We start from the raw sequence: 25144 nt of genomic DNA, 5'->3' as shown, positions 1-25144 counted from the left end.
TCCGCAAGGTTACGACGACCAGCCGTGCACGCCGATGCAGGTCCGGCTCATGGGTGCGTGCCCATCGGCCCGCGCCGTGGCCCGGGTGCTCTGGCAGGATCGTCCTGTGGTCGACGACTCCCCGGCACCCTCCGACGCGCTCCTGCGGCTCGCCGCCGCGCACGGGGTGGTGCCCGACCACTGGGGGTTCCACGGCGACCTGCGCCGCGCGTCGGCGGACACGCTGTGCGCCGTCCTGGCAGCCCTCGGGGTCGACGCGAGCTCACCCGAGCGGATCGAGCTCGCCCTCGCGCACGTCGACGACATGCCGTGGCGGCGCGTCGTCCCGCCGACGACGGTCGTGCGCTCGGGGCGCGAGCAGCTCGTCCCGGTGCACGTCACGCACGGGGACCCGGTGCACGTATGGCTCGAGCTCGACGTCGAGTCGGGCGGCGGGCGGCGCGACCTGACGCAGGCCGACGTCTACGTCGAGCCCCGCACGGTCGACGGTCGGCTCGTCGGTCGGGCGACCTTCGTCGTCCCGGGTGACCTGCCGCTCGGCTGGCACTCGATCCACGCGTCCGGCCCGAGCGCGGCGGCGCGCGGCGTGGTCGTCGTGACGCCCGACCGCCTCGAGCTGCCCGCAGAGCTGGCCGAGGGCCGCGCGTGGGGGTACATGGCGCAGCTCTACTCGGTGCGCTCGCGGCGCTCGTGGGGCGTCGGGGACCTCGCGGACCTCGCCGACCTCGGGTGGCTCGCCGCGCACGAGACGGGCGCGGACTTCCTGCTCATCAACCCGCTGCACGCGGCCGAGCCGGTCGCGCCGCTCACGCCCTCGCCGTACCTGCCGAGCACGCGTCGTTTCGTCAACCCGATCTACGTCCGGCCCGAGGCGATCGCCGAGGCCGCGTACCTGAGCGCCGCCGACCGCTCGCTCGTCGAGTGGGCCGCCGAGTCGGTGCTGCCGCTCGACCTCGAGCCCGGTCCGATCGACCGCGACGCGGCCTGGACCGCGAAGCGCACCGCGCTCGACGTGATCCACGCGCACCCGCGTTCGCAGCCGCGCGAGGCGCAGCTCGCGGCGTTCGTCGAGGAGCAGGGGCCGGGCCTGCGCACGTTCGCGCTGTGGTGCGCGCTCGCCGAGAAGTACGGCGCCGAGACCATCCCCGACGAGCTCGCCGACCCGTCCTCGCCCGCGGTCGCGGCCGAGGCGCAGGCGCTGGCGGACCGCGTCGACTTCTTCGTCTGGCTGCAGTGGGTCGCCGACGAGCAGCTCGCGGCAGCGCAGCGCGCGGCGCGCGAGGGCGGGATGAGCATCGGGATCATGCACGACCTCGCGGTCGGCGTGCACCCCGCCGGTGCCGACGTGTGGTCGCTCGGCGACGTGCTCGCGCGCGGCGCGACCGTGGGCGCCCCGCCGGACATGTACAACCAGCAGGGCCAGGACTGGTCGCAGCCCCCGTGGCGGCCCGACGAGCTCGCCCGCGCGGGCTACGCGCCCTACCGCGACATGCTGCGCACCGTGCTGCGGCACGCGGGCGCGATCCGCATCGACCACGTGATCGGCCTGTTCCGGCTGTGGTGGGTCCCCGAGGGCAACAGCGCGAAGGACGGCGCCTACGTGCGCTACGACCACGAGGCGCTCGTCGGCATCCTCGCGCTCGAGGCGCACCGCGCCGGTGCGATCGTCATCGGTGAGGACCTGGGCACGGTCGAGCCGTGGGTGCGCGACTACCTGTCGGAGCGCGGGATCCTCGGGACCTCGGTGCTGTGGTTCGAGAGCGGCGACGACGGCAACCCGCTGCCGCCCGAGCACTACCGGCGGCTCGTGCTCGCGACGGTCACGACGCACGACCTGCCGCCGTCGGCCGGGTACCTCGCCGGTGAGCACGTCGCGATCCGCGAGCGGCTCGGCCTGCTGACCGACCCCGTCGCTGTCGTGCGCGCGCAGGCCGACGCCGAGCGCGACCGCATGCTCGCCGCGCTGCGCTCACGCGGTCTCCTCGGCGCGGACCCGTCCGAGCGCGAGGTCGTCGAGGCGCTGCACCGGTACGTCATGGCGACGCCGTCGGTGCTGATCGGCGTCGCGCTGGCGGACGCGGTGGGGGAGCGGCGCGCGCAGAACCAGCCGGGCACCGACCAGGAGTACCCGAACTGGAAGGTCCCGCTCGCGGACTCCGTCGGTCAGGTCGTGCTCGTCGACGACCTGTTCGCCAACGCGCGCCTGCGCAGCCTCGCCGCGGTCCTGGACGCGCAGCGGTGACCCTCGCGCGACCGGCGGGTCCCCGGGCCTGACGCCTGGGACCCGCCGGTCACGGGTCAGGCTCGGCGGCGGTCGGCCTCCTGCGCGGCGAGCGCGCGGCGCACGCCGTCACGGGCCTCGATCACGAGGCGACGCAGCGCGGGCGCGGCGTCGGTGTGCGACCCGAGCCACGCGTCGGTCGCGGCGAGCACGTCGGCGCGCTCGTCGTCGGCCAGCGTCGTCGGGTACAGGCCCGTGACGACGTTCTGCGCGATCTCGTTCGTCTTGTCCGCCCAGACCTTCTCGAGCCCGTCGAAGTACGGGCCGACGAACGGGAGCAGCAGGCCACGGTCGTGCACGCGGGTCAGGCCCGCGATCGTGGCGACCTGGATGGCGTTCGGCAGCTCGCCCTCGACCGCCGCGGCCCACGCCGCGGACTTCGCGGCGGGCGTCGGGATCGCGGCGCGCGCGGTCGCCGCGGCGCGCTCGCCGGTGGCGGTCGCGTCCTCGGCGAGCTGCGCGGCGATCGCCGTCTCGTCGGCCCGGCCGCCCGCGACCAGGGCGGTCAGCAGCTCCCAGCGCAGGTCGGTGTCGATCGTCAGCCCCTCGAGCGACGCGCGGCCGTCGAGCAGGTCCGCCACCGCGTCGAGCTGCTCCGCCGTCGTCGCGCGTGCGGCGAAGCCCTTGACGAGCTGCAGCTGCAGGTCGGAGCCGGCCGCCGCGCCGCGCGCGAGCTCGAGCAGCCGGTCGGCCGCCGCTCGTGCGGTCTGGTCGCGGTGCTCGGGGGCGACGTACAGGTCGAGCGTCGTCGTGAGCTGGCGCAGCAGCACGAGCACGACGGTCGAGTCGGTCTCGTGCGCGATGTTGCCCAGGATCAGGTCGACGTAGTCGCGGCCGGGCGTCTCGCCGTCGCGCGTCGCGTCCCACGCCGCGGCCCAGATCAGCGTGCGGGGCAGCGAGTCGTCGAACGCCGAGAGGTGCTCGATCGCGGCGGACAGCGACAGCTCGTCGAGCCGGATCTTGGCGTACGCGAGGTCGTCGTCGTTCACGAGGATCAGCAGCGGCCGCTGCCGCCCCAGGAAGTCCGCGACGTCGGTGCGCGGCCCGTCGATGTCGAGCTCGGCGTGCTGCGTGCGCACCAGGCGGCCGTCGACCAGGTCGTAGCCGCCGACCGCGAGGCGGTGCGGGCGCTGCACCGGGTGCTCGTCGGGCACCTCCTGCAGGACCGCGAACGAGGTGACCACGCCGTGCGCGTCGACCTCGACCTCCGGACGCAGGAGCGTGACACCCGCCTTCTCGAGCCACAGGCCCGACCACGGCGACAGGTCGCGGCCCGAGGTCGCCTCGAGCTCGGTGAGCAGGTCACGCAGCTCGGTGTTGCCCCACGCGTGCTTGGCGAAGTACGCCTGCACGCCCGCGAAGAACTGGTCCTGACCCACCCACGCGACGAGCTGCTTGAGCACGCTCGCACCCTTGGCGTACGTGATGCCGTCGAAGTTGACCTCGACGTCCTCGAGGTCGCGCATGTCCGCGACGATCGGGTGCGTCGACGGGAGCTGATCCTGGCGGTAGGCCCACGACTTCTCGAGCGACGAGAACGTGGTCCACGCGTTCGTCCACCGCGTCGCCTCGGCGGTCGCGAGCGTCGAGGCGTACTCGGCGAACGACTCGTTGAGCCACAGGTCGTCCCACCAGCGCATCGTCACGAGGTCGCCGAACCACATGTGCGCGAGCTCGTGCAGGATCGTCACCGCACGGCGCTCGATGGTCGCCTCGGGAACCTTCGAGCGGAACACGTAGCCCTCGAGGAACGTCACGGCGCCGGCGTTCTCCATCGCGCCCGCGTTGAACTCCGGGACGAAGAGCTGGTCGTACTTCGCGAACGGGTACGGCGCGGCGAACTTCTCCTCGTAGAACGCGAACCCGCGGCGCGTGACGTCGAGGATCTCGTCGGTGTCGAGGTACTGCGCGAGCGACCCGCGGCAGTACACGCCGAGCGGGATCTCGCGGCCGTCGGAGCTCGTGAGCGAGCCGTGCTCGTGGTGGTACGGACCGGCGATGACGGCCGTCACGTACGACGACAGGCGCGGGGTGGTCTCGAACGTCCAGGTCGCGGTGCCCTCGTCGCGCCCGCCGTTGCGGTTCACGCCGCCGTCGACCGGGACGGGCTCGCCCACCTGCGGGTAGTTCGACACGACGACCCAGTGCGCAGGTGCGGTCACGGTGAACGTGAACGTCGCCTTGAGGTCCGGCTGCTCGAACACCGCGAAGACGCGGCGCGAGTCGGCGACCTCGAACTGCGAGTACAGGTAGACCTCGTCGTCGACCGGGTCGACGAAGCGGTGCAGCCCCTCGCCCGTGTTCATGTACGCGCAGTCGGCGACGACGACGAGCTCGTTGTCCGCCGCGAGGCCCTCGAGCGTGATCCGCGAGTCCGCGAACACGTGCGCCGGGTCGAGCGACTGCCCGTTGAGCGTGATCTCGTGCACCGCCGGCGCGATGAGGTCGACGAACGTGCTGGAGCCGGGGATCGCCGTGAACCGCAGGACCGTGCGTGACGAGAACGTCGTCGGGCCGGTCGTCAGGTCGAGCGTCACGTCGTAGGACTGCGTCGTGACGGTCGCGGCGCGGTCGCGCGCCTCGGCTCGCGTGAGGTTCTCGGCGGGCACTGGTGCTCCTTCGCTCGGGTGCACTGCTGGGCACGGCCCGGGTCGGGCCGTTCTCGATCATCCCACGCGCACCGCACGCGACCGCGTGGACCGGCTGGCACCCGGGCTCGGGTGGGAATGTCGGCGAGGCGTGCGAGATTGTGGCTGACGACCGGTGCCGCCGGTCCACGAGCGCTGCCGGTCGACCCGCGCTGCTGCACGACGAGCAGGGCGACCGCGCGCGAGCGTCCTGCCCTGAACGGAGACCCTGTGAGCGACACGCCTGTCGTCGACTTCTGGTTCGACCCCGCCTGCCCGTGGGCCTGGATGACGTCCCGCTGGATCGACGAGGTGGCCGCGCACCGCGACCTCGACGTCCGCTGGCACGTCATGAGCCTGTCCGTGCTCAACGAGGGTCGCGACCTGCCGGCGAGCTACCGCGCCCTGATGGACGACTCGTGGGGTCCGGTCCGCGTGATCGTCGCCGCTGCGCGCGACCACGGCGACCAGGTGGTCAAGCCGCTGTACGACGCGATGGGCACGCGCCGCCACCCCGGTGGCCGCAAGGACACGGCCGCGATCATCGCCGAGTCGCTCGCCGAGGTGGGCCTGCCCGCCGAGCTCGCGGATGTCGCAGGCACCGACGAGGTCGACGACCTGCTGCGTGCGTCGCACGGCGAGGCGATCGCGCTCGTCGGCGACGAGGTCGGCACGCCCGTCGTCGCGATCGACGGCGTCGGGTACTTCGGGCCTGTCGTCACGCCCGCCCCGACCGGCCAGGCTGCGCTCGACCTGTTCGACGGCCTCGTCCTCATGACGCGTGTGCCGGGCTTCTACGAGCTCAAGCGCACGCGCACGTCCGGCCCGATCCTGTGACCCACGCCCTGGTCGGGGCGCTGCACGCGTCCCGACCAGGGCGACTGGCACGTGGCGGTCCGGTGGTGTGATGCTGTCCCGGCACGGCCCGCGGGCGCGGGGCGCGACCGCCCCGGAGGAGCGCTCCGGACGCGGGCTCACACCACGGGAGGCGACGAGCGATGGCGACGCAGCGGACGGTCCGGACGTGGATGGCCGTCGATGCCGTCCTCGTGACGGTGCTGCTCGTGCTCCTCGTCGTCCGGCTCGTCTCGGGTGGCGGCTCGCCGGGTGAGGCCGGCCCGACGCCGTCACCCACGGTCCAGGTGCAGGGGCCGACGGCGAGCTCGTCGCAACCCGTGAGCTTCCGGCTGCCGAGCGGGAACATCGCGTGCTCGGTCGCGCCCAGCGGCGTGACGTGCACGATCGCGAACATCGCCTACCCGCCGCCGGTCGTCCCCGGGTGCGACGGGGACACCGGCCACGTGCTGCTGCTCAACGGCGACGGGTTCGCGTTCGACTGCGTCAACGGTCCGGCCCCCGCGGTCGCGGGTGACGACGTACCGGTGCTCGAGTACGGCTCGACGGTGACCTCGGGTCCCTACACGTGCTCGAGCGCGACGAACGGTGTGACGTGCACCGACGACGAGGGCGTGGGGTTCACCCTCGCGCGCGCCGCCTGGCAGGAGCTGCCCTGACGAGGGTTGCTCCCGCCGCGGCAGTCCGTCACCAGATGCGCACGCGCTCCTGCGGCGCGAGGTACAGCGCGTCGCCCGGCTCGACGCCGAACGCGGCGTAGAACTCGTCGACGTTGCGCACCACGCCGTTGCAGCGGAACTCGTCCGGCGCGTGCGGGTCGGTCGCGAGGCGGCGGACGACCTCCTCGTCGCGGCCCTTGGTGCGCCACGCCTGCGCCCAGCCGAGGAAGAAGCGCTGCACCCCGGTCAGACCGTCGATGACCGGTGCCTCGTCCAGCGGACGGCCGAGCGCGATCCGGTAGGCCTTGAGCGCGATCGACAGCCCGCCGAGGTCGCCGATGTTCTCGCCGATCGTCAGAGCGCCGTTGACGTGGTGCGAGCCGTCGAGCTGCGCGGGGGAGTACGCGTCGTACTGCGCGATGAGCGCGCTCGTGCGGCGCTCGAACTCCGCGCGGTCCTCGGCGGTCCACCAGTCCTCGAGCCGGCCCGTGCCGTCGTACTTGCTGCCCTGGTCGTCGAACCCGTGCCCGATCTCGTGCCCGATCACGGCGCCGATCGCGCCGAAGTTGACGGCGTCGTCGGCCTCGGCGTCGAAGAACGGTGGCTGCAGGATCGCCGCGGGGAAGACGATCTCGTTCATGCCGGGGTTGTAGTACGCGTTGACCGTCTGCGGCGTCATGAACCACTCGTCGCGGTCGATCGGCTTGCCGATCTTCCCGAGCTCGCGGTCGAGCTCGAACGCGTTCGCGCGGCGCACGTTCCCGACGAGGTCGCCCGCCTCGACCTGCAGCGCGGAGTAGTCGCGCCAGCGCACGGGGTAGCCGATCTTCGGGGTGAACGCGTCCAGCTTGGCCAGCGCCTTGGCACGCGTCTCGGGCCCCATCCAGTCGAGCGCGGAGATCGACTCGCGGTACGCCTCGACCAGGTGCGCGACGAGCTCGTCCATGCGCTCCTTGTGCGACGGCGGGAAGTGCCGCGCGACGTAGACCTCGCCGACGGCCTCGCCGAGCACGCCCTGCACGAGCGAGACGCCGCGCTTCCAGCGGTCACGCAGCTCCTGCGCGCCCGTGAGCGTGCGGCCGTAGAAGTCGAAGTTCGCCTCGACGACCTCCTGCGTCAGGTACGGCGCGCGGTCGGTGATCACGTGGTACGCGAGCCAGGCCTTCCAGTCCTCGAGCGAGGCCTCGGTCCACAGCTGCGCGAAGCCCTGGGCGAAGCCCGGCTCGCGCACGACGAGCTGCTCGAGCGCACCCTGCGGCGCACCGAGCGCCATCGCCCACGCCGACCAGTCGAAGCCCGGCGCGCTCGTCGTGAGCTCCGCGAGCGTCATGGGGTTGTACGTGAGGTCCGCGTCGCGGTCCTTGACGACGTCCCAGTGGTGCGCGGCGAGCCGCGTCTCGAGGCCGACGACGCGCGCGGCGAGCTCGTCGGCGTCCTGCTGGTCGGAGGCGACGCCGCCGAGCAGCAGCATGCGCGCGACGTGCGGCGCGTACGCCGCGAGCACCGCGGCGTACTGCTCGTCGCGGTAGTAGGCCTCGTCGGGCAGGCCCAGGCCGCCCTGGTGCAGGTAGACGACGTAGCGCTCCGGGTCGTCGGCGTCGTTGTCGACCCACATGCCCACCGCGCCGCCCGCGCCGGTGCGCTGCAGCGCACCCAGCACGCCCGTGAGCTCGGCCTGGGTCGTGGCGCCCTCGACCAGCGCGAGGTCGGCGCGCAGCGGCTCGGTGCCCGCGGCCTCGATCGCGTCGGTGTCCATGAAGCTCGCGTAGACCGCGCCGATCTTGGCGCCGACGCTGCCGGCCGGCTCGTCGGCCGCCTGCGCGCCGAGGTCGGCGATGATGTCGCGGACCTGCGCCTCGGCGGCGTCGTGGAGCGTGCGGAACGTGCCGTCCATCGCGCGGTCCGCGGGGATGACGTGCCGGGCGGCCCAGCGCCCGTTCACGTGCCGGTACAGGTCGTCCTGCGGACGGACGTCCGGGTCGAGCTCGGTCAGGTCGAGGCCACTACGCGTCATGGCCCCAGCCTACGGACGACGGCAGGTGCATCCGCGCAGGTGCGGCAGGATGAAGCCATGCGTATCCACATCGGTTCCGATCACGCCGGTTACGAGCTCAAGGTCGCGCTCGTCGAGCACCTGCAGGCCGCAGGGCACGACGTCGTGGACCACGGGGCGCACGAGTACGACGCGCAGGACGACTACCCGCCGTTCTGCTTCGAGGCGGGCGAGGCCGTCGTCGCGGAGCCCGGCTCGCTCGGCATCGTGCTCGGCGGTTCCGGCAACGGCGAGCAGATCGCCGCCAACAAGGTCGTCGGCGTGCGCGCCGCCCTCGCGTGGAACACCGCGACCGCGACGCTCGCCCGGCAGCACAACGACGCGAACGTCATCGCGATCGGCGCGCGTCAGCACTCGGTCGACGAGGCGCTCGAGCTCGTCGACGCGTTCCTCGCCGAGCCGTTCAGCGGCGACCCCCGGCACCAGCGTCGCATCGACCTCCTCGCGGAGTACGAGGCGCGCTGACGCCGGGGACGGCCCCGCTGCTGAGGACCGGACTCAGAACACCCAGCTGCAGACCGGTGCGATCGGCCAGCCGAAGGCGCTGGCCGTGGGCAGCAGCGTGCCGGGCGTGACCTCGGTGACCAGGCCGGCGCGCGCGAGCGCGGCGAGCGAGCGGCCGCCGAGGTACGCCGCGCCGAGCTCGCGCACGTCCAGGCGCAGGTCGGGCTCGTCGTCGGTCGTCGTCACCTGCACCGGGTAGCCGTCGGCGCCCGCCTCACCCGTCTCCAGGCGCCACCGGCCGGCGTTGGCCGGCAGGCGGGTGTCGGTGACCTCGAGCACGACGTCGAGCGGGGCGCTGTACCGGCGGGCGGCGAGCGCGGTCGGGAGGTCGAGCAGGCGGACCCAGATGTTGTCCGCGATCCGCGGCACGGCCCCGCGCACGTCGAGCAGCAGGCCGAGCAGAGGGTCGTCGGCGGGCAGCATGCCGCTGGACACCTCGGCCGTGAGGTCGAGGTCGAGCAGGAACGACCACAGGCGGTGCGCCGCGGCAGGATCGGTCGCGGCGGCCTCGCGCACCTGCACGGGCGTGCGCGGACCTGCGTCGGTCCACGTCTCCTTGCGGCGCAGCAGCGCGTACGCGCGCGGGTCGCCGGCCTCGTCGTGCACGGTGGCGATGCGCAGCGGCTCGCCGCCCTCACGCCACGCGGGCGGGTCGACGACGCGCGCGCGGCGCGACGCCTCGCTCGCACGCGTGACCCAGCCCGGCCGCCCGGCGCCCGCCGTGACGTGCACGGCGTGCACGAGGTCGGTGTGCTTGTCGGGGTCGGCGGTGTCGAAGCGGACCGTCAGCGCGTCGCTGCCCGGCACGTCGCGCAGCGTCGAGCCACGCGGGATCTTGACGCGCACGTCGTTCGCGGCGGCTCCGTAGCCGAACCGGCCGTAGATCGCCATCTCCGCGGCGAACAGCGCCGAGACCGGCTCGCCGCGCTCGAGCGAGCGAGCGAAGTGGAAGTCGATCATCGCGGTCAGCAGCCCGCGGCGACGCTCGTCGGGCCGCACACCCACCCAGGTCAGGCCGGAGCACGCGACCTCACCGCCGGGGACGGGCAGGTCGAAGTCGTACGACGAGTGCACCGCGGCCAGCGTGCCGTCGGGGCGCTCGACCCCCGCGCAGCGGTCCCACTCCAGCTGCTCGGGGAGCATCTCCAGCGTCTTCTCGTCGGGCTCGTACGCGAACGCGAGGTGGTCGACGGCCCGGAACTCGTTCTTGCGGTCGTGAGGTACGGCAACGGTGCGGTACCCGTCAGGCAGAGGCGTCATGTCGCCATCCTCACCTGCCCGACTGCCGCGCGGCACGCTCTTATCGAGCCGCCGCGCGCGTCCGCCCGGATCATCCCGGCTCGTCGGGGAACCAGATCGCGCGGCGCAGCGCGACGCGCGTCCCGTCCGCGACCAGCGGCGTCGCCTCGGCCCGCAGCTCGGCCAGCGCGCGCTGGAGGTGACGCGCCGGCGGCGCGCCCGACGCGTTGACGACCCGCCACCACGGCACGTCGCCGCCCGCGCGTGCCATGACGTGACCCACCTGGCGCGGGCCACCGCGCGCGGGCTCACCCGCCGCGACGAACCGCTCGGCCACCACCTCCGCGACGGTGCCGTAGGTCATCGCCCGTCCCGGCGGGATGGTCGCGACGAGGTCGAGCACGGCCTCGAGGTAGGCGTCGTCCACGGCGACGAGTCTGCCCGACGCGCGCGAGGTCGGGCCCGGGCCCGGCTCAGTCGGCCTGGAGCACCGCCGCGACGGCCGGTAGCGTGCGCGGGTCGCCCTGCACGACGAGGGTCGTGATCGCGGTCGCGCGCCACGCGGGCAGCTGAGCGCGCACGTCGTCGGGCGTGCCGACGAGCGCGACGTCGTGCACCAGCTCGACGGGCACGGCCGCGGCGGCCCTCGCCTTGTCGCCCGCGAGGTAGTGCGCCTGGATCTCGTCGCACACCTCGCCGTAGCCGAGCCGATCGAGCACGTTGCGGTGGAAGTTCGCGCCCTTGGCGCCCATGCCGCCCGCGTACAGCGCGATGAACGGGCGGATCTGCTCGGCGGCGGCCTCGACGCTGTCGGCCAGGACCACGGGGACGGGCGCCACGACCTCGAACGGCGCGGGGTCGCGGTCGTCGGACCGTGCGGCGAACCCCTGCGCGAGCAGGTCGCGGTACTCGGCGTCCATGCGCGGCGAGTAGAACATCGGCAGCCAGCCGTCGGCGATCTCGGCGGCCAGCGCGACGTTCTTGGGACCTTCCGCGGCGAGGTGGACCGGCAGGTCGCGGCGCAGCGGGTGCACGGTCGAGCGCAGCGGCTTGCCCAGGCCCGCGCCCTCGTCGGCGGGCAGCGGCAGCCGGTAGAACGCTCCGTCGAACGTCACGGGCGCCTCGCGGGCCAGGACCTCGCGCACGATCGCCACGAACTCGCGTGTGCGGGCCAGCGGGCGCGGGTACGGCTGGCCGTACCAGCCCTCGACGACCTGCGGCCCGGACGCGCCGAGCCCGAGCACGAACCGGCCGCCGCTGAGGTGGTCGAGCGTCAGGGCGGCCATCGCGGTCGCCGTCGGCGTGCGGGCCGAGATCTGCGCGATCGCGGTGCCCAGCCGCACGCGCTCCGTGCGCGAGCCCCACCAGGCGAGCGGGGTGAACGCGTCGGAGCCGTACGCCTCCGACGTCCACACGGAGTCGAAGCCGAGCCGCTCGGCGGCGATCACGGTCTCCAGCGCGCCCGGCGGCGGGCCGGCGGACCAGTACCCCAACGAGTAGCCCAGTCGCATACCGGCCTCCAGTGACGTCGTCGTCGTGCCGCAGCCCCCGGGTTGCGGTCAGGGTGGAGCGGTCAGGTTACCGGGCGGTAGTCACGCGCGGGACCGGTCGGCGAGCGTGTTGAGCAGCGCGGCGGCGGTCGCGGCGTCGTCGACGGTCACGACGAGGACGCGCCCGCCGGTGCGGCGGATCTCGACGCCGTCGCCGGTGCGCAGCGCGAGGCCCGCGCGCCCGCCACGGCCCAGGCGGTACCCCCAGCCGCCGAACTCCGGCAACGGGCGGACGTGCACCACCGACGCGCCCTCGACCTCGTCGAGCGGGATGCGCACGGACGGCCAGCCGACGAACGAGCGCGCCTCGATGCCGCGCTCGTCCACCGTCACGCGCCACACGAGCGTCACGGCGAGCAGCGCGGTCAGGGCGACCGGGACGACGAGCGCGAACCACGCGCCGACGACGACCGCGAGCACCACGGACGCGGTCACGGCGACCACCGCCGCGACGACCGCGGCGGGCGAGGCGACCGTGCGGCTCCAGGCCGCGCGCTGTGTGGAGGACAGGGGGAGCCGTGGCGCCCGCGGGTCGACGCGCGCACTCGTCGGCTGCGGCGCGTCCCGCGGGACGATCAGCGCGACGCCGATGCCGACCAGCAGCGCTCCGACGAGGGCGCCGACGATCGTGCCGCCGACCCCGGGCGCGTCGGCCGCGTCGGTCAGGCCGCGCTGGACCGCGAGCGTGCCGACGAGGAGCACCGCGAACAGCGTGCCGAGACCCGCCGAGGTCCCCACGGCGATGCGGCGCGCCCCGCCGTCGCGACCGGCCCAGAACCCCAGCGCCCACGCCCCCACGCACAGCACGAGACCGAGCAGGAGGGGAGCGAGCGCTCCCGCGAACGACGAGAAGCCGTCAGGACCGTCGGCGCCCCAGTGGGTCGCGACCGGGTCGGGGAGCTCGTCGCGCCACGACAGGGCGATCAGCGCGCCGGCGGTCATCAGCGCGAACGGCAGGACGAGGCCGAGCAGCGTCGTCGCGAGCCGGTGCGGGACGGGCGTCCGGACGGTCGTGCCCTGGGCGGTCATGCGGTCAGTCCTCCGGGGTCGGCTGGGCGAAGGCGGCGTGGAGCAGGGAAGCCGTGGTCGCGGGCGAGACGCCGGCCCGTCGTGCGGCGTCGACGAGCGCCGCCAGGGGAGCGGCGAGCGCGACGTACTCGGGGTGCGCGCGCACCACGGCGCCACGGCCGCGACGCAGGTCGACCAGGCCCTCGTCGCGCAGGTCCTGGTAGGCGTGCAGCACGGTGTGCACGTTGACGTCGAGCGAGTCCGCGAGCGTGCGCGCGGGCGGGAGCCGGTCGCCCTCGCGCAGCTCGCCCGCCGACACGGCGGCGCGCACGCGCGCCGCGATCTGCGCGAACAGCGGCTCGTCGCTCGCCGTGTCGATGGTCCAGAGCATGCCCACAGACTAGTTGTTACCCAACAAGTAGAACAAAGGAGCAGGTCGGGCCGAGTAGTGTCGCTGGGCGTGACGACGTCTCAGCGGCTCATCCGCCTCGCCGCGTACGGGGTCGTCGAGGTCGACGGCCGCGTCCTGCTCGCGCGCGCGGGTGCGCGGTCCGACATCCCCGGCACGTGGTCGCTGCCCGGTGGCGGTGTCGACCACGGCGAGCATCCCGAGGCGGCCGTCGTGCGGGAGGTGCGCGAGGAGACCGGCCTCGTCGGCCGGGTGGTCGGACCACCCACGATCCTGTCGGACGTGATCGACATCCGTGATCGCGGGATCCTGCTGCACTCCGTGCGGCTGTGCTACCCGCTCGTCGTCGAGGACGGCCCGCTGCGTGCCGAGCTGGACGGCTCGACCGACCATGCCGCGTGGGTGCCGCGCGAGGACGTCGCCGCGCTGCCGACGCTGCCGTTCGTGCCCCGTGCGCTCGGGCTGCCCGGTCCGGACCTGCGCCCGGTCGCCGTGATCGCCGGGGGCCGGATCGTCGTCGGCGACGACGCGCCGCGCGACACCCTGTCGGGCGGGTAGCGACCGGGCCGGGGCCTCGTGCCGGTGGCGCCAGGCGCCGGGGTCGCCGCGCGCGACCGGGAAGGTCAGATGTAGATCGCCGGGTCGTCGATCTCGGCGTCGAACGGCGCCGCGAGCGGGCGCAGCCGGATCTGCGCGGGGACACCCACGGCGATCGCCCCGGCGGGCACGTCGTGGATGACGACCGCGTTCGCGCCGACCTGCACGTCGTCGCCGATCCACACGGGGCCGAGGATCTTGGCGCCCGCGCCGACCACGACGTTGTCGCCGAGCGTGGGGTGCCGCTTGCCCTTGCGCATCGACTTGCCGCCGAGCGTCGAGCCGTGGAACAGCACGACGTCGTCGCCGACCTCGGCGGTCTCGCCGATGACCACGCCCATGCCGTGGTCGATGAACAGGCGCCGGCCGAGCCGCGCACCCGGGTGGATCTCGATGCCGGTGAGCGCGCGCACGAGCTGGGAGAGCAGGCGCGCGGGCAGGCGCAGCGAGGGGTCGCGCCACATCGCGTGCGCCACTCGGTACGTCCAGACCGCGTGCACGCCCGGGTAGGCGAGCGCGACCTCGAGCGACGAGCGCGCTGCGGGGTCGCGACGACGCGCAGCCTCGAGGTCCTCGCGGAACGTGGCGACGAAGTGCTGCAGGGACGGCATGGGACCTGGCTCTCGGGGGACGCGGGTGGTGAGACGGGGTCGCCGCACCCCGGGCGCACGGGCGCTCCGGGGTGCGGCAGCCGCTCAGTCGAGCAGGTCGGCGTAGAGGATCGTCGACAGGTAGCGCTCGCCGAACGACGGGATGATCGCGACGATCAGCTTGCCCGCGTTCTCCGGACGCTCCGCGAGCTGCTTGGCGGCCGCGAGCGCGGCGCCCGACGAGATGCCGACGAGCAGGCCCTCCTCGGCGGCGGCGCGGCGCGCGTACGTGACGGCCGTGTCGGCGTCGATGTCGATGACCTCGTCGTACACCGAGGTGTCGAGGATCTCCGGCACGAAGTTCGCGCCGATGCCCTGGATCTTGTGCGGGCCGGGCTGGCCGCCGTTGAGGATCGGGGACTCGGCCGGCTCGACCGCGACGATCTTGACGTCCGGCTTGCGCTCCTTGAGCACCTGGCCGACGCCCGTGATGGTGCCGCCCGTGCCGATGCCGGCGACCAGGATGTCGATCTGGCCGTCGGTGTCGGCCCAGATCTCCTCGGCCGTGGTCTTGCGGTGGATCGCGGGGTTGGCCTCGTTCGCGAACTGACGGGCCAGGACCGCACCGGGACGCTCGGCGACGATCTCGTTCGCACGGTTGACCGCACCCTTCATGCCCTCGGAGCCCGGCGTGAGGATGAGCTCGGCGCCGAACGCACGAAGGAGCGCGCGGCGCTCCTTCGACATCGTCTCCGGCATGGTCAGGACGACGTCGTAGCCGCGCGCCGCGCCGACGAACGCGAGCGCGATGCCCGTGTTGCCCGACGTCGCCTCGACGATGGTGCCGCCCGGCTTGAGCTCGCCCGACGCCTCGGCCGCGTCGATGATCGCGACACCGATGCGGTCCTTGACGGAGTTGGCCGGGTTGTAGAACTCGAGCTTGCCGACGACCGTCGCGGGGGCGCCGTCGGTGATCTTGTTGATGCGGACCAGCGGGGTGTTGCCGATGAGCGCGGTCGCGTCGTCGTAGATGCGTGCCATGGTTCCTCTTCGGTCGAGCCGCCGCGGGTGCGACGGCGGATGCGGGGGACTTGCCTGACGAACGGGCTGCGAGCGGGTGAGACGGTGGCGACGAGGTCCGGCGGTCCCGCCGGTCCGGGTCCCGACACCGATCTGGTGCTCTCAGGGGGTGGCTGCGCCGGCGAGGACGCCGGGTGCGGACGAGCCGCCGGGGCGAGCGCTGGCGCACCGGACACTCCCGCCAGGGAGGGTGTCGTCGCGCGCAGGAGCCAGCGCTCTACCGACAGCGACAACAGGGCGCCACGAAGGCGCGCGAGAAGGAGGCGGGGGCGGACGTCCGCTCGCTCATGCTCTCCTCCTGGGGGCGGCACGGGGGCCGCAGTCGTGGGTGACGCTAGCGCCAACGCCGTGCCGTGCGCAAAGGTTCCCGCACCTCGGACGCGGGTCGACGGGCGGGCGTCCCGCCTGACTCGGCCCGGGACGCACGACGCCCGCCCCGGGAGGTCCCGGGACGGGCGTGGGTTCCGCCGGACGTGGCGGGTTCGCAGGCAGCTGCCGCGTCAGGCCTTCTTCTCGACCGTCAGCGTGATGACCGTGCCGACGGGGACGACGCCCTCGATCGGGTCCTGGTCGACGACGAGGTACACGGCCTCGGCGTCCGGCACGAGCTCGTTGCCGTCGACGTCGACCGCCTTGGACTCGAGCCCGCGAAGGCCGAGCGTGTCGATCGCCGTCTGCAGCTGGATGTGGGTGACGTCGAGCACCTCGGCCTCGGTGGGCGCCTCGGTCTGCTCGGGGGTGGCCTCCGCGGTCGCGGTGGCCTCGGCGGTCCCAGTGGTGTCGGTGGTCGCGTCGTCGGACGAGCAGCCGGCGAGCAGGAGCGAGCCTGCAGCGGCGAGGACGACGACGGAACGGACGGCGAACGACTTCATACGGAATGATCCCCTTGGGTGGTGCGTGTGGTGGGGCGGCGCCAGCCGCTCGAACAGCCAGCCGTTCGAACAGCCGGCCGTTCGAACAGCCGGCCGCTCGAGCAGTCCGGCCGCTCGAGCAGTGCGGCGCCGCGATGCGGGCTCGACGGCCCGGTTCACCTCGACCCTAGACACGGCCACTGACACCTGTCGCCGAGATATCGGGCGATGGCGGACGATCGCGACCGTCTCCCTCGTCACATTTCGGCCGGGTGCGCGCCAACCAGGCCTTTCGTCCGTCCGCGCACGTCGCAGCAAGCGTCAGCGGCGCGGGTCGCGACGCAGCGCCGCGGCGTCCTTCGCCTGGTCGTACGCCTGCGCGACGCCCACCGACAGCGGGAACTCGACCGGGAAGCCTCCGAACAGCAGACGGCCCGCGGATGCCGCGGCGTCCACGACCGCGTCCGCGACGTCGTCGGCGAGACCTGCGGGACAGTGCACGACGAGCTCGTCGTGCAGGAAGTACACGAGGTGCGGCCGCCCGACGAACGGCGCCCGCACCGCGCCCGGTGCGTCCTGCTCGGCACCCATGGCCCACAGTCGGCGGCGCAGCTCGGCGATCCAGCACAGCGCCCACTCGGCGGCCGTGCCCTGCACGACGAAGTTGCGCGTGAACCGTCCCCACGCGCGGGTCCGGGCGCGTGCCTGCGACTGCGCGCCGTCGGTCGCGTCGGGATCGAGCGCGGCTGCCTGCGCCTGGAGCCAGCTCGCGTCGGGAGGCGGTGAGCTGCGGCCCAGCAGCGTCGTGACGACCTCGCCGCGCTCACCCGCGCGCGCCGCCTCCTCGACGAGCCCGGTCGCTCGCGGGAACGCCTGCAGCAGCCGCGGCAGGACGCTCGCGCTCGCCCCCGTGGTCCCGCCGTACAGCGCGCCGAGCATCCCGACCTTGGCGAGCGCGCGCTCCGGCACGACGCCCGCCTCGACGATGCCCGCGTACAGGTCCCGCCCGGCTCCCGCCGCGGCCATGCGCTCGTCGTGCGCCATGCCGGCCAGGACACGCGGCTCGAGCTGGGCGGCGTCCGCGACGACGAGCCGCCACCCGGGGTCCGCACGGACCGCGGTGCGCAGCAGGCGGGGGATCTGCAGCGCACCGCCGCCCGACGAGCCCCAGCGCCCGGTCACGACACCGCCGACCACGTACTCGGGCCGGAACCGCCCGTCCCGTACCCACTCGTCGAGCCACGCCCACCCGTTCGCGCTGTGCAGGCGCGACAGCGTCTTGTACTCCAGGAGCGGAGCGATCGCGGGGTGGTCCAGGTTCGCGAGCTCCCACTTGCGCGTCGAGCTCACGGGCAGGCCGACGCGGCGCAGTGCGCGCAGCACGTCGGGCAGCGAGTCGGGGTTGAGGCTCGGGGCGTCGAGCTCGGCGCGGATGCGTGCCGCGAGCCGTTCCATCTCGGGCGGCCGCGTCCCGCGGGCAGGCCGCGCGCCGAGGTGGGCCCGCAGGACCTCGTCGTGCACGTGGGCGTCCCACGGCAGGCCGGCGTGCCGCATCTCCGCCGCGGCCAGAGCGCCCGCGGACTCGCCCGCGACAAGGAGGCGCAGCCGCCCGGGTGCGGTGCTGCCCCGCACCGCGCCGTCCTGCGCGTCGAGCTCGGCCAGGCACGCGTCGAGGTCGGGGGTGCCGGCCAGGCCCGACGCCCCGATGGGTGCGGGGCTGCCGGGCGTCGCGGCCGCGTCGTCCGCGACGTCGTCCACGGCGTCGAACAGGGTCGTGGGCGCGTGGGTCGTCGCCTCGTCCGGTGCGGCCGCAGGTTCGTCGAACGGGCCCGAGGCCGCGGTCGCGAGCAGTGACGACGACGTCGTGGCCGACGAGCGCAGCAGGCGGTGCGTGAGGCGCAGGTCGAGGCAGCGCTCGACGCGCACGCCGTCCGCGAGCAGCCGCGGGTACCACGCGTTCGTGTCCGCCCACGCCCATCGCACCGCGCGCTCGGTGCCGAGCACCGCGTCCCCGCCGGGCGCGTCGGGCGCCACGACCGCGGCCACGGCCCGCCGGTCGGGCGCCTGCGCCCCGGGGCGCGCCACGACGACGATCACGTCACGAGCCTGCCGCACGCCACCGACAGCGGCGCACGAAGGACGCGCTCACGGCGGGTCCTCGCCGACAGGCGCTCGGGAGGGCCGGGGGCCACCGCTCAGCCGTTGATGCCGAGGGTGTCGAGCCATGCCTCGGCGAGCAGGCCGTTGCCCGCCGGCGTCAGGTGCACGCCGTCGGTGGTCCAGTGCGCGGCTCCCGCGACGATCGTCGCCTCCGCGAACAGCGTGTCCGCGGCGAGGAGCACCGCGCCGTACTCGTCGGCGAGCCGCCGCACGACCGCGATGCGCGGATCCAGGTCCTCGCGCCAGGCCGCCTGCTGCGCCGTCCGGGGCAGCAGGAACGGCTCGACGAGCACGAAGCGGGCGTCCAGGCGCTCGCGGGCCGAGTCGAGCAGCGCGCGGTAGTGCTCCTCGTACGCCTCGACGCTGGTGACCTGGCCCTGGGCGTACCGGCGCCAGGTGTCGTTGACGCCGACGAGCAGCGATATCACCGTCGGCTCGAGCGCGAGCGCATCGGCCTCCCAGCGGTCCCGCACCAGCGCGGCGGTGTCGCCGCCGACCCCGCGGTTGTGGAACGTCAGACCCAGCTCGGGTCGGCGCGCCCCGGCGAGGGCCGCCGCGATCCCGGCCCAGCCGTGCCCGAGGCTCGACGGGTCCGAGCGGTCGCGACCCCAGTCCGTCAGGGAGTCGCCCTGGAACAGGACGCGGTCGCCGCGGGTGAGGAACGTCGTCACGGGCGACATCCCACCACAGGGCAGGCGTCGGGACGCGCCCGGCGCGTCCCCTAGGCTGGGTGCCGCGCGGGCCGCCCGCGTGACGGGGTGTGGCGCAGGTTGGTAGCGCGTCCGCTTTGGGAGCGGAAGGTCGCCGGTTCGAATCCGACCACCCCGACCGTCGAAGCACCCAGGACGGGCACACCCTGTCAGGGGGCGATCGTCAGGGGGTGATCGTCGTGGGGCGATCTGCGTGATGCCGCCGCTGTGCCGCGATCCGCGTGACGCCCCGTGCGGTGCGTCCGTCGGAGGGCGTGGGTGTCAGCCGGCGCCGATCAGCCCGCGTCGGTGCGCGACGTCCACCGCCTCGGCGCGGCCCGAGACCTCGAGCTTGGCGAGCACGTTCGAGACGTGCACCGAGACGGTCTTGCCGGAGATGAACAGCCGCCGCCCGATCTGGTTGTTCGACAGTCCCTGTGCGACGAGCTCGAGCACCTCGGCCTCGCGGGACGTCAGCACGTCGGTGCCGCCCGCGCGCTCACCCGGGAGCGCGAGCCGACCGCGCCGCGCGAGCTCCCGGATCGCGGTGGCCAGCGGGGCGGCCCCCATGTCCTCGGCCTCGGCGAGGGCGAGTGCCGCCTCTGCCGCGGCCTCGTCGCGGTCACCGGCCAGCAGCAGCGCCTCCGCGAGCCGCCAGCGGGAGCGGGCCACCTCGTAGCGGTAGCCGTACCCGAAGGCCTCGACGGCAGCGCGCCACAGCTCGACCGTCCCCGGCGGGGAGCCGAGCAGCCGCGCGTGCTCGGCGCGCCCGCGCGCGATCCAGGCCAGGCCCTCGGGGCCGACCTGGCGCCCCGGCGGGAGCGGCCGCTGCGCGGTCTGCTCGATGCGCGCGGCGAACCGCTCGCCGTCCGCGACGCGGGCGCTCGCGTCCCGGCCGCGCACGCGGTCGTCCTGCGCGGCGTCGGCGAGTGCCGCCAGCGCGATCGACGACAGCCAGATCCCGGCGAAGAACAGCGGGAGCCACGCCTTCTCGAGGTGCGCGATCACGCGGTCGACGAGCGCCACGGACTCGTCGTACCGGCCCGCCCACGCGAGCGCGTCCGCGCCGCAGCCGCCCGCGACGTGCGCGATCGCCGTGTCGCGTGACCAGAACGGCTCGAGCCGCAGGCACCGCTCGACGACGTCGGAGTCCCCGCGCGCCGTCGCGGCGTACAGCACGACGAGGTCGAGGAAGCCGCCGTCGTCGTCGGCCCGCTCCGGGACCTCGACGGGGGACAGGTCGCCGCGCACGTAGGCGACCAGCGCGGCGTACCCGCTCAGGTCCAGCCCGTGCATCGTGTTCGTCAGCCCGGTGCGCCGTGCGCGTTCGACGCCCGTGGCGGCCAGCTCCGCGGCGGCGTCGAGGTCGCCCACGTCGTACCGGCTCGAGGCCATGTTCTGCAGGATCCGCAGCTCGGTGGTCGTGTCACCCACCTCGCGCGCGGCCGTGAGGGCCTGGGCGAGGATCTCGTCGGCGCGGTCGGCGTCGTCGGACGCGACCAGCAGCGCGAGCGACGTCAGCGCGTCCGACTCGGCGTCGAGCGCACCCACGTTGCGGGCGACGTTGAGCGCCTCCTGGACCACGTCGAACGCCTCGACGTCGCGGTCCAGCCAGACGAGCGAGCGCGCGTGGGTCGCGAGCGCCCAGGCGCGGTCGGGGCAGGGCGCGGGGCCGAGCTCCTCGAGCGCGAGGGCCGTCTCCTGGAGCGCCTGCTTCGTGCGTTCCATGGCCTGCAGGTGCCGTGCGAGGCGCGTGCGCAGGCGGGGTCGCTCGTCGTCGTCCGCGATCTCGACCGCGGAGCGGGCGAGCTGGATCGCGCGGTCGCGCCGCGCGGCGTTCGCGGCCGCGTTCGCCGCGGCGGACAGGGTCGCGACGCGCGACCCGGCGTCGGGCACGGCGTCCCACAGCCGCAGCGCGACCTCGAGGTGCCGCAGCTCCTCCTGCGGTGCGAGCAGCTCACGGGCCTGCGCGGCGGCGGCGAGCGACGCCTCGAGCGCGGTCGGCAGGTCCGGTGCCGCGAGCGCGTGCGTCGCGAGCTCGGCGGGTCCGCCGAGCGCGGGGTCGTCGCGCAGGACACGCACGTACGCACGGTGCAGCGACGAACGCTCGCCGGGCAGCAGGTCGGCCGCGATCGCCTCGGCGAGCAGCGCGTGCCGGAACGCGAGATGGCCGTCCTCGACGCCCAGCACGTGGCTGCTGACCGCCTCGCGCAGCGCCGTGTCGACGTCGAGACCGGGGGCGGCGACGTGCGCGGCGGCGCGCAGCAGCGGCTCGGCGACGCGCCGCCCCGCGACCGCCGCCACGCGGGCGAGCTGCTGGACCTGCGGGTCGACCTGCTCGATGCGCGCGCGCAGCACGTCCGCGAGCGAGCCGGGCAGCTCGTCGCTGCCGGCGGACTCGAGCAGCTCCTGCGCGAAGTAGGCGTTGCCGCCCGACCGCTCGGTGACGCTGCGGACCGTCTGCTCGGCGACCGCGTGGCCCGTGAGCGCGGTGGCGAACTGCGCGACCTCGTCGGCCGTGAACGGCGGCAGCTCGACGCGCGTCACGCGCGGGTGCCGCGCGAGCTCGGCGGCCACCGGACGCCACGGGTGGCGGCGGTGCAGGTCATCCGTGCGGTAGGAGATCACCAGCAGCACGTTCTCGCTGGTCAGCCGCGTGACCAGGAAGCGCAGCACGTCGCGGCTGGACGCGTCCGCCCAGTGCGCGTCCTCGACGGCGACCAGCAGCGGCCGCCCCGGTCGACCGACCGCCGCGAACAGCTCGGCGAGGCCTTCGAACAGCTGGAGCTGGTCGCCGTCGTCGGCGCCCTGCCCCGCGGCACCGCGCACGAGGCGACCGAGCGCGGGCCGCGCCTCGAGCGTCGCGGCGACCGCCTCGGGGTCGACCTCGCGCAGCCGCGAGACCGCCTCGGCGAACGGCAGGTACGGCAGGCCGATCTCGCCGAGCTCGACGCAGTGCGTCACGACGACCGTCGCGTCGCTCGTCGTGCTCGCGAGGTGCCGCAGGAGGGCCGACTTGCCGACACCCGCATCACCCGCGAGCAGCACGGCGCCGGGCACGCCCGAGCCCGCCAGGTGCAGGGCGTCCCGCAGGGACTGGACCTGCTCCGAGCGGGCGACGAAGGGGGTGCTCATCGGGCCGCGGACCATGCCCCCGATCCTCGCAGCGACCACCCACGCGCGGCAGTGCCGCTCGAACGGTGGGCCGCGCCCCTCGTGCCGGCGGCGCCCGGCGTGCGACCACGCCGCACCGGCGTGGCACGTGCCGCGGCTCGCGTGCGGGCCCGCGCCGTGCGCAGGTCCGCCGCCGCCTGCTCCTGCCGGTAGGCCAGCTCCGCCTCGATGTCCCACAGCTCGCTCATGTCGACTCCCTCCCCGCGGGTGCCGCCTGTGCCGCACCCTCGGTCTCGACTCTGGTGCTGAGGTGACGTGCGGGGGATCGGGCGATCGACCAGTCCTGCCTCACGGACGTCGCGCCGAGACGTCTGAGGTACCTCAGACGGGCGTCGTCGCAGACCGGAGGCGGTGCGGGCGGCCGGTGGCCGTCACCGCGACGGCCAGTGCCACGCGGGCTGGTCGAGCGGCCCCTCACGGCCGGCGACGACCGTCTCGCCGTTCTCGAGCCGCAGCTCGACGTCGTGCACGTCGTCGCGGCCCAGCCCGTCGCGCGCGTCCGCGCGTAGGGCGGACGCGAGCTCGTCGGAGTGCGTCACGACGACCACCTGCGAGTCCCGGCTCGCGCGGCGCACGAGCTGCGCCAGAGCGGCGAGCACGTCGGGGTGCAGGCTCGTCTCCGGCTCGTTGAGCACGAGCAGCTCGGGCGGGCGTGGCGTCAGCAGCGCGGCCACCCACAGCAGGTAGCGCAGCGTGCCGTCGGACAGCTCGGCGGCGTCCAGGGGCCGCAGGAGCGACGCGCGGTGCAGCTCGAGCGCGAACCGGCCGTCGTGCGCCCGGACCACTGCGCGCGCACCCGGGAACGCGCGGTCGACGTACTCGTCGATCTCGTCGCCCCGGCCCGCGTCACGCGCGGTCTCCAGGGCCGCCGCGAGGTCGCCGCCGTCGTGGGCCAGCGCGGTCGTGCGCGTCCCGACGCGCACCTGGCGCGCGGGCGCGTCGGCGTCGGTGCGCAGGTGGTCGTAGAACCGCCAGCCCCGCAGCCGCTCGCGCACCGCGACGATCTCCGGCGCGCCCGTCGGGTCGACAACCTCCGAGAGCATCGAGTCGTACGGCCGCAGCCGTCCGCCCACGGCCTGCCAGTCGCCCTCGTCGTCGCGGACCCGCACGGCCGGACCCCGGCGTTCGGCGAGCGTCGTCGCGGGACGCAGCATCGGGCCCGACCAGATCGTCTCGACCTTGATCTCGGGGTCGAGCAGGAACGCCGAGCCGCCGTCCTTGGGCAGCCCCAGGTCGACCGCGTAGCCGAGGTCGTCGGGGCTCGCGAACCCCAGCCGCAGCGCCACGGGACGCGTGCGGACCGTGCCCTGCGCCGCCCCGTCCCGCCGGCGTGTGCCGTGCTCCGGCCCTGCCCACAGCGTCGACCGCAACCCGCCCTCCCGGGCCACCGCCCCGACCGCCCCGCCGAGCGCGCACTCGGCGAGCAGCCGCAGCGCGCGGTACACGCCCGACTTGCCGGTGCCGTTCGCGCCCGTGACCACCGTCAGCCGTCCCAGCGGCAGCACGAGCTCACGCAGCGAGCGGTAGCCCTCGACCGCCATGGTCTCGATCACGTGCGCTCCCCACCGTCGCCCCGACCAGCGCGTTCAGCGTGCCACGAGCCGCTGACGCACATCGGTCAGGATCCGAGAAGCGCGGACGTCGACGCGGTCTCTAGCGTGGTGGCAACGCCATCCCGACGAGGTACCAGGAGACGACCATGAGCACGACGAAGACCGACACGTTCACCGACGACGAGCGCGCCGCCATGAAGGAGCGCGCGGCCGAGCTGCGCGCCCAGTCCGCCCGCGGCGGCAAGGCCGCGAAGGCCGCCGATCTCGAGTCCGACGTGCTCGCGAAGATCGCCGAGATGCCCGACGCCGACCGCGTCCTGGCCGAGCGCATCCACGCGATCGTGCGCGCCGAGGCGCCCCACCTGACCCCGCGCACCTGGTACGGCATGCCCGCGTACGCCAAGGACGGCAAGGTCCTGTGCTTCTTCAAGGCGGCCGCCAAGTTCAAGACCCGCTACGCGATCCTCGGCTTCGAGGAGCCCGCCGCGCTCGACGACGGCCCCATGTGGCCGACCGCCTACGCAGTGACGGAGCTGACCGACGAGGTCGAGGAGACGATCGCGGCACTCATCCGCCGGGCAGCGGCCTGAGACGGCCTGCGCGTCACCGACCGGCGGTGAGCTCGTCCACGGTCTGCGGTGCATCCGCCTCGATCGTGATGTCGTCCGCCAGCGGGTGCTCGAGCGAGTCGTCGGCGGCGATCTGAGGCGACAGCACGGCCGAGGTGGACCACTGGGCCAGCGGGTCGGCGCCGATGACCTGCACGTCGAAGTTGACGGTCACCTCGCTCCCGCCGGTCAGCGCCGCGACCGCAACAGGGTCGGCGACGAGCTCGAACCGGCCTTCGGACCCTGTCAAGGTCGCGGCGATCGGGATCAGCTTGACGTCGTCCCCGATCTGCATCTCGCCGAGCGTGGCGTCGTCAGGCCACGCCATCGCGACCACGGGGACCCCCGCGCCCGCGCCGACCACCGTGCCGGCAGTCAGCACGGGGCCGTGCAGCTCGGGCGACGGCGTCACGTCCACCAACCCTGCGAGCGTCTCGAGCTGCTCGGCAGTGGTCGCGCGACCGCCCGCGTCGGCGGTCGCGCACGCGCCGATCAGGGCGGCCGCGGCCAGTGCCGCACCGCACGTCAGCAGCACGCCCGACGGGCGCTCGACCAAGGACGACATGTGCTTCCCCCCTGTCCGCCGCGGCGCGCCTCGCGCAGCGACGAGACGAGTAGAGCACCGCAGCGGACCGCCGCGTGCGGCATCGGCGACGC

22 protein-coding genes and 1 tRNA gene are annotated in these 25144 nt (G+C 74.5%); 7 read left to right on the top strand and 16 right to left on the bottom strand.

Annotated elements, in window-relative coordinates:
• The first annotated feature begins 106 nt into the window (after window positions 1-106).
• Window positions 107-2242, top strand: a complete 2136-nt coding sequence (gene malQ / locus CPE01_RS00550) for a 4-alpha-glucanotransferase (RefSeq protein ID WP_146804697.1) — start codon at window positions 107-109, stop codon at window positions 2240-2242.
• A 56-nt stretch (window positions 2243-2298) separates the two neighbouring features.
• Here the strand turns inward: malQ and pepN are convergent, their stop codons facing one another.
• The gene (gene pepN, locus CPE01_RS00545; protein WP_146804696.1) at window positions 2299-4890 is read right to left on the bottom strand and encodes an aminopeptidase N; all 2592 of its coding nucleotides are present in this window, start codon (window positions 4888-4890) and stop codon (window positions 2299-2301) included.
• A gap of 249 nt (window positions 4891-5139) precedes the next feature.
• Here pepN and CPE01_RS00540 point away from each other — a divergent pair, with 249 nt between their 5' ends.
• Complete coding sequence (locus CPE01_RS00540; RefSeq protein ID WP_281285084.1) at window positions 5140-5745, top strand: mycothiol-dependent nitroreductase Rv2466c family protein; 606 nt, start codon at window positions 5140-5142, stop codon at window positions 5743-5745.
• A 191-nt stretch (window positions 5746-5936) separates the two neighbouring features.
• Window positions 5937-6422: a hypothetical protein gene (locus CPE01_RS00535; protein ID WP_246783638.1), complete on the top strand. Its 486-nt coding sequence runs from the start codon at window positions 5937-5939 to the stop codon at window positions 6420-6422.
• A gap of 28 nt (window positions 6423-6450) precedes the next feature.
• Here CPE01_RS00535 and CPE01_RS00530 read toward each other — a convergent pair whose 3' ends face one another.
• Window positions 6451-8436 (bottom strand): M13 family metallopeptidase, encoded by a 1986-nt coding sequence (locus CPE01_RS00530; protein ID WP_146804693.1) that lies wholly within the window; start codon window positions 8434-8436, stop codon window positions 6451-6453.
• Between the two features lie 57 nt (window positions 8437-8493).
• Between CPE01_RS00530 and CPE01_RS00525 the strand changes: the two genes are divergently transcribed.
• Window positions 8494-8940: a ribose-5-phosphate isomerase gene (locus CPE01_RS00525; protein WP_146804692.1), complete on the top strand. Its 447-nt coding sequence runs from the start codon at window positions 8494-8496 to the stop codon at window positions 8938-8940.
• Between the two features lie 33 nt (window positions 8941-8973).
• Here CPE01_RS00525 and CPE01_RS00520 read toward each other — a convergent pair whose 3' ends face one another.
• The 5 genes from CPE01_RS00520 to CPE01_RS00500 form a co-directional block, all read right to left on the bottom strand.
• Window positions 8974-10239: a GNAT family N-acetyltransferase gene (locus CPE01_RS00520; protein WP_146804691.1), complete on the bottom strand. Its 1266-nt coding sequence runs from the start codon at window positions 10237-10239 to the stop codon at window positions 8974-8976.
• Window positions 10240-10309: 70 nt separating this feature from the next.
• Window positions 10310-10645, bottom strand: a complete 336-nt coding sequence (locus CPE01_RS00515; RefSeq protein ID WP_146804690.1) for an MGMT family protein — start codon at window positions 10643-10645, stop codon at window positions 10310-10312.
• Between the two features lie 46 nt (window positions 10646-10691).
• A complete protein-coding gene (locus CPE01_RS00510) occupies window positions 10692-11729 on the bottom strand; it encodes an LLM class F420-dependent oxidoreductase (protein ID WP_146804689.1) in 1038 nt (345 codons plus the stop codon).
• Window positions 11730-11810: 81 nt separating this feature from the next.
• Entirely contained in the window at window positions 11811-12797 is a 987-nt protein-coding gene (locus CPE01_RS00505; protein ID WP_146804688.1) for a DUF1648 domain-containing protein, read from the bottom strand.
• A gap of 4 nt (window positions 12798-12801) precedes the next feature.
• On the bottom strand, window positions 12802-13167 hold the full coding sequence (locus CPE01_RS00500; RefSeq protein WP_146804687.1) for a GntR family transcriptional regulator: 366 nt from the start codon (window positions 13165-13167) through the stop codon (window positions 12802-12804).
• A 69-nt stretch (window positions 13168-13236) separates the two neighbouring features.
• On the opposite strand from CPE01_RS00500, the gene CPE01_RS00495 reads away from it, so the two are divergent.
• A complete protein-coding gene (locus tag CPE01_RS00495; RefSeq protein WP_186811344.1) occupies window positions 13237-13743 on the top strand; it encodes an NUDIX hydrolase in 507 nt (168 codons plus the stop codon).
• Window positions 13744-13808: 65 nt separating this feature from the next.
• Here the strand turns inward: CPE01_RS00495 and epsC are convergent, their stop codons facing one another.
• The 5 genes from epsC to CPE01_RS00470 all read right to left on the bottom strand — a co-directional run bounded on the left by epsC (window position 13809) and on the right by CPE01_RS00470 (window position 19143).
• Window positions 13809-14393, bottom strand: coding sequence for a serine O-acetyltransferase EpsC (gene epsC / locus CPE01_RS00490; protein WP_146804685.1), 585 nt, complete (start codon window positions 14391-14393; stop codon window positions 13809-13811).
• An 84-nt stretch (window positions 14394-14477) separates the two neighbouring features.
• On the bottom strand, window positions 14478-15413 hold the full coding sequence (gene cysK, locus CPE01_RS00485; protein WP_146804684.1) for a cysteine synthase A: 936 nt from the start codon (window positions 15411-15413) through the stop codon (window positions 14478-14480).
• A gap of 539 nt (window positions 15414-15952) precedes the next feature.
• The gene (locus CPE01_RS00480) at window positions 15953-16324 is read right to left on the bottom strand and encodes a hypothetical protein (protein ID WP_146804683.1); all 372 of its coding nucleotides are present in this window, start codon (window positions 16322-16324) and stop codon (window positions 15953-15955) included.
• 300 nt (window positions 16325-16624) lie between these two features.
• Complete coding sequence (locus tag CPE01_RS00475; RefSeq protein WP_281285083.1) at window positions 16625-18400, bottom strand: bifunctional 3'-5' exonuclease/DNA polymerase; 1776 nt, start codon at window positions 18398-18400, stop codon at window positions 16625-16627.
• Window positions 18401-18498: 98 nt separating this feature from the next.
• Window positions 18499-19143 (bottom strand): SGNH/GDSL hydrolase family protein, encoded by a 645-nt coding sequence (locus CPE01_RS00470; RefSeq protein WP_146804681.1) that lies wholly within the window; start codon window positions 19141-19143, stop codon window positions 18499-18501.
• 74 nt (window positions 19144-19217) lie between these two features.
• Here CPE01_RS00470 and CPE01_RS00465 point away from each other — a divergent pair.
• A tRNA-Pro gene (locus CPE01_RS00465) sits at window positions 19218-19291 on the top strand.
• Window positions 19292-19434: 143 nt separating this feature from the next.
• On the opposite strand, the gene CPE01_RS16870 is transcribed toward CPE01_RS00465, so the two are convergent.
• From CPE01_RS16870 to CPE01_RS00450, 3 genes are all read right to left on the bottom strand, one after another.
• Entirely contained in the window at window positions 19435-22287 is a 2853-nt protein-coding gene (locus CPE01_RS16870; RefSeq protein WP_146804680.1) for a helix-turn-helix transcriptional regulator, read from the bottom strand.
• Window positions 22284-22514 carry a hypothetical protein gene (locus CPE01_RS00455; protein ID WP_146804679.1) on the bottom strand — a complete coding sequence of 77 codons (231 nt, stop codon included), beginning with the start codon at window positions 22512-22514 and terminating at the stop codon, window positions 22284-22286. Before CPE01_RS00455 ends, CPE01_RS16870 begins: the two co-directional genes overlap by 4 nt.
• Window positions 22515-22697: 183 nt before the next feature.
• Window positions 22698-23879, bottom strand: coding sequence for an AAA family ATPase (locus CPE01_RS00450; protein ID WP_146804678.1), 1182 nt, complete (start codon window positions 23877-23879; stop codon window positions 22698-22700).
• Window positions 23880-24025: 146 nt separating this feature from the next.
• Between CPE01_RS00450 and CPE01_RS00445 the strand changes: the two genes are divergently transcribed.
• Window positions 24026-24469: an iron chaperone gene (locus CPE01_RS00445; protein ID WP_146804677.1), complete on the top strand. Its 444-nt coding sequence runs from the start codon at window positions 24026-24028 to the stop codon at window positions 24467-24469.
• Between the two features lie 13 nt (window positions 24470-24482).
• Here the strand turns inward: CPE01_RS00445 and CPE01_RS00440 are convergent, their stop codons facing one another.
• Window positions 24483-25052, bottom strand: coding sequence for a hypothetical protein (locus CPE01_RS00440; protein WP_146804676.1), 570 nt, complete (start codon window positions 25050-25052; stop codon window positions 24483-24485).
• Window positions 25053-25144 lie beyond the last annotated feature (92 nt).

This window comes from Cellulomonas persica, assembly GCF_007989825.1.
Classification (GTDB): domain Bacteria; phylum Actinomycetota; class Actinomycetes; order Actinomycetales; family Cellulomonadaceae; genus Cellulomonas; species Cellulomonas persica.
This window is presented reverse-complemented; position numbering and strand designations above follow the sequence as displayed.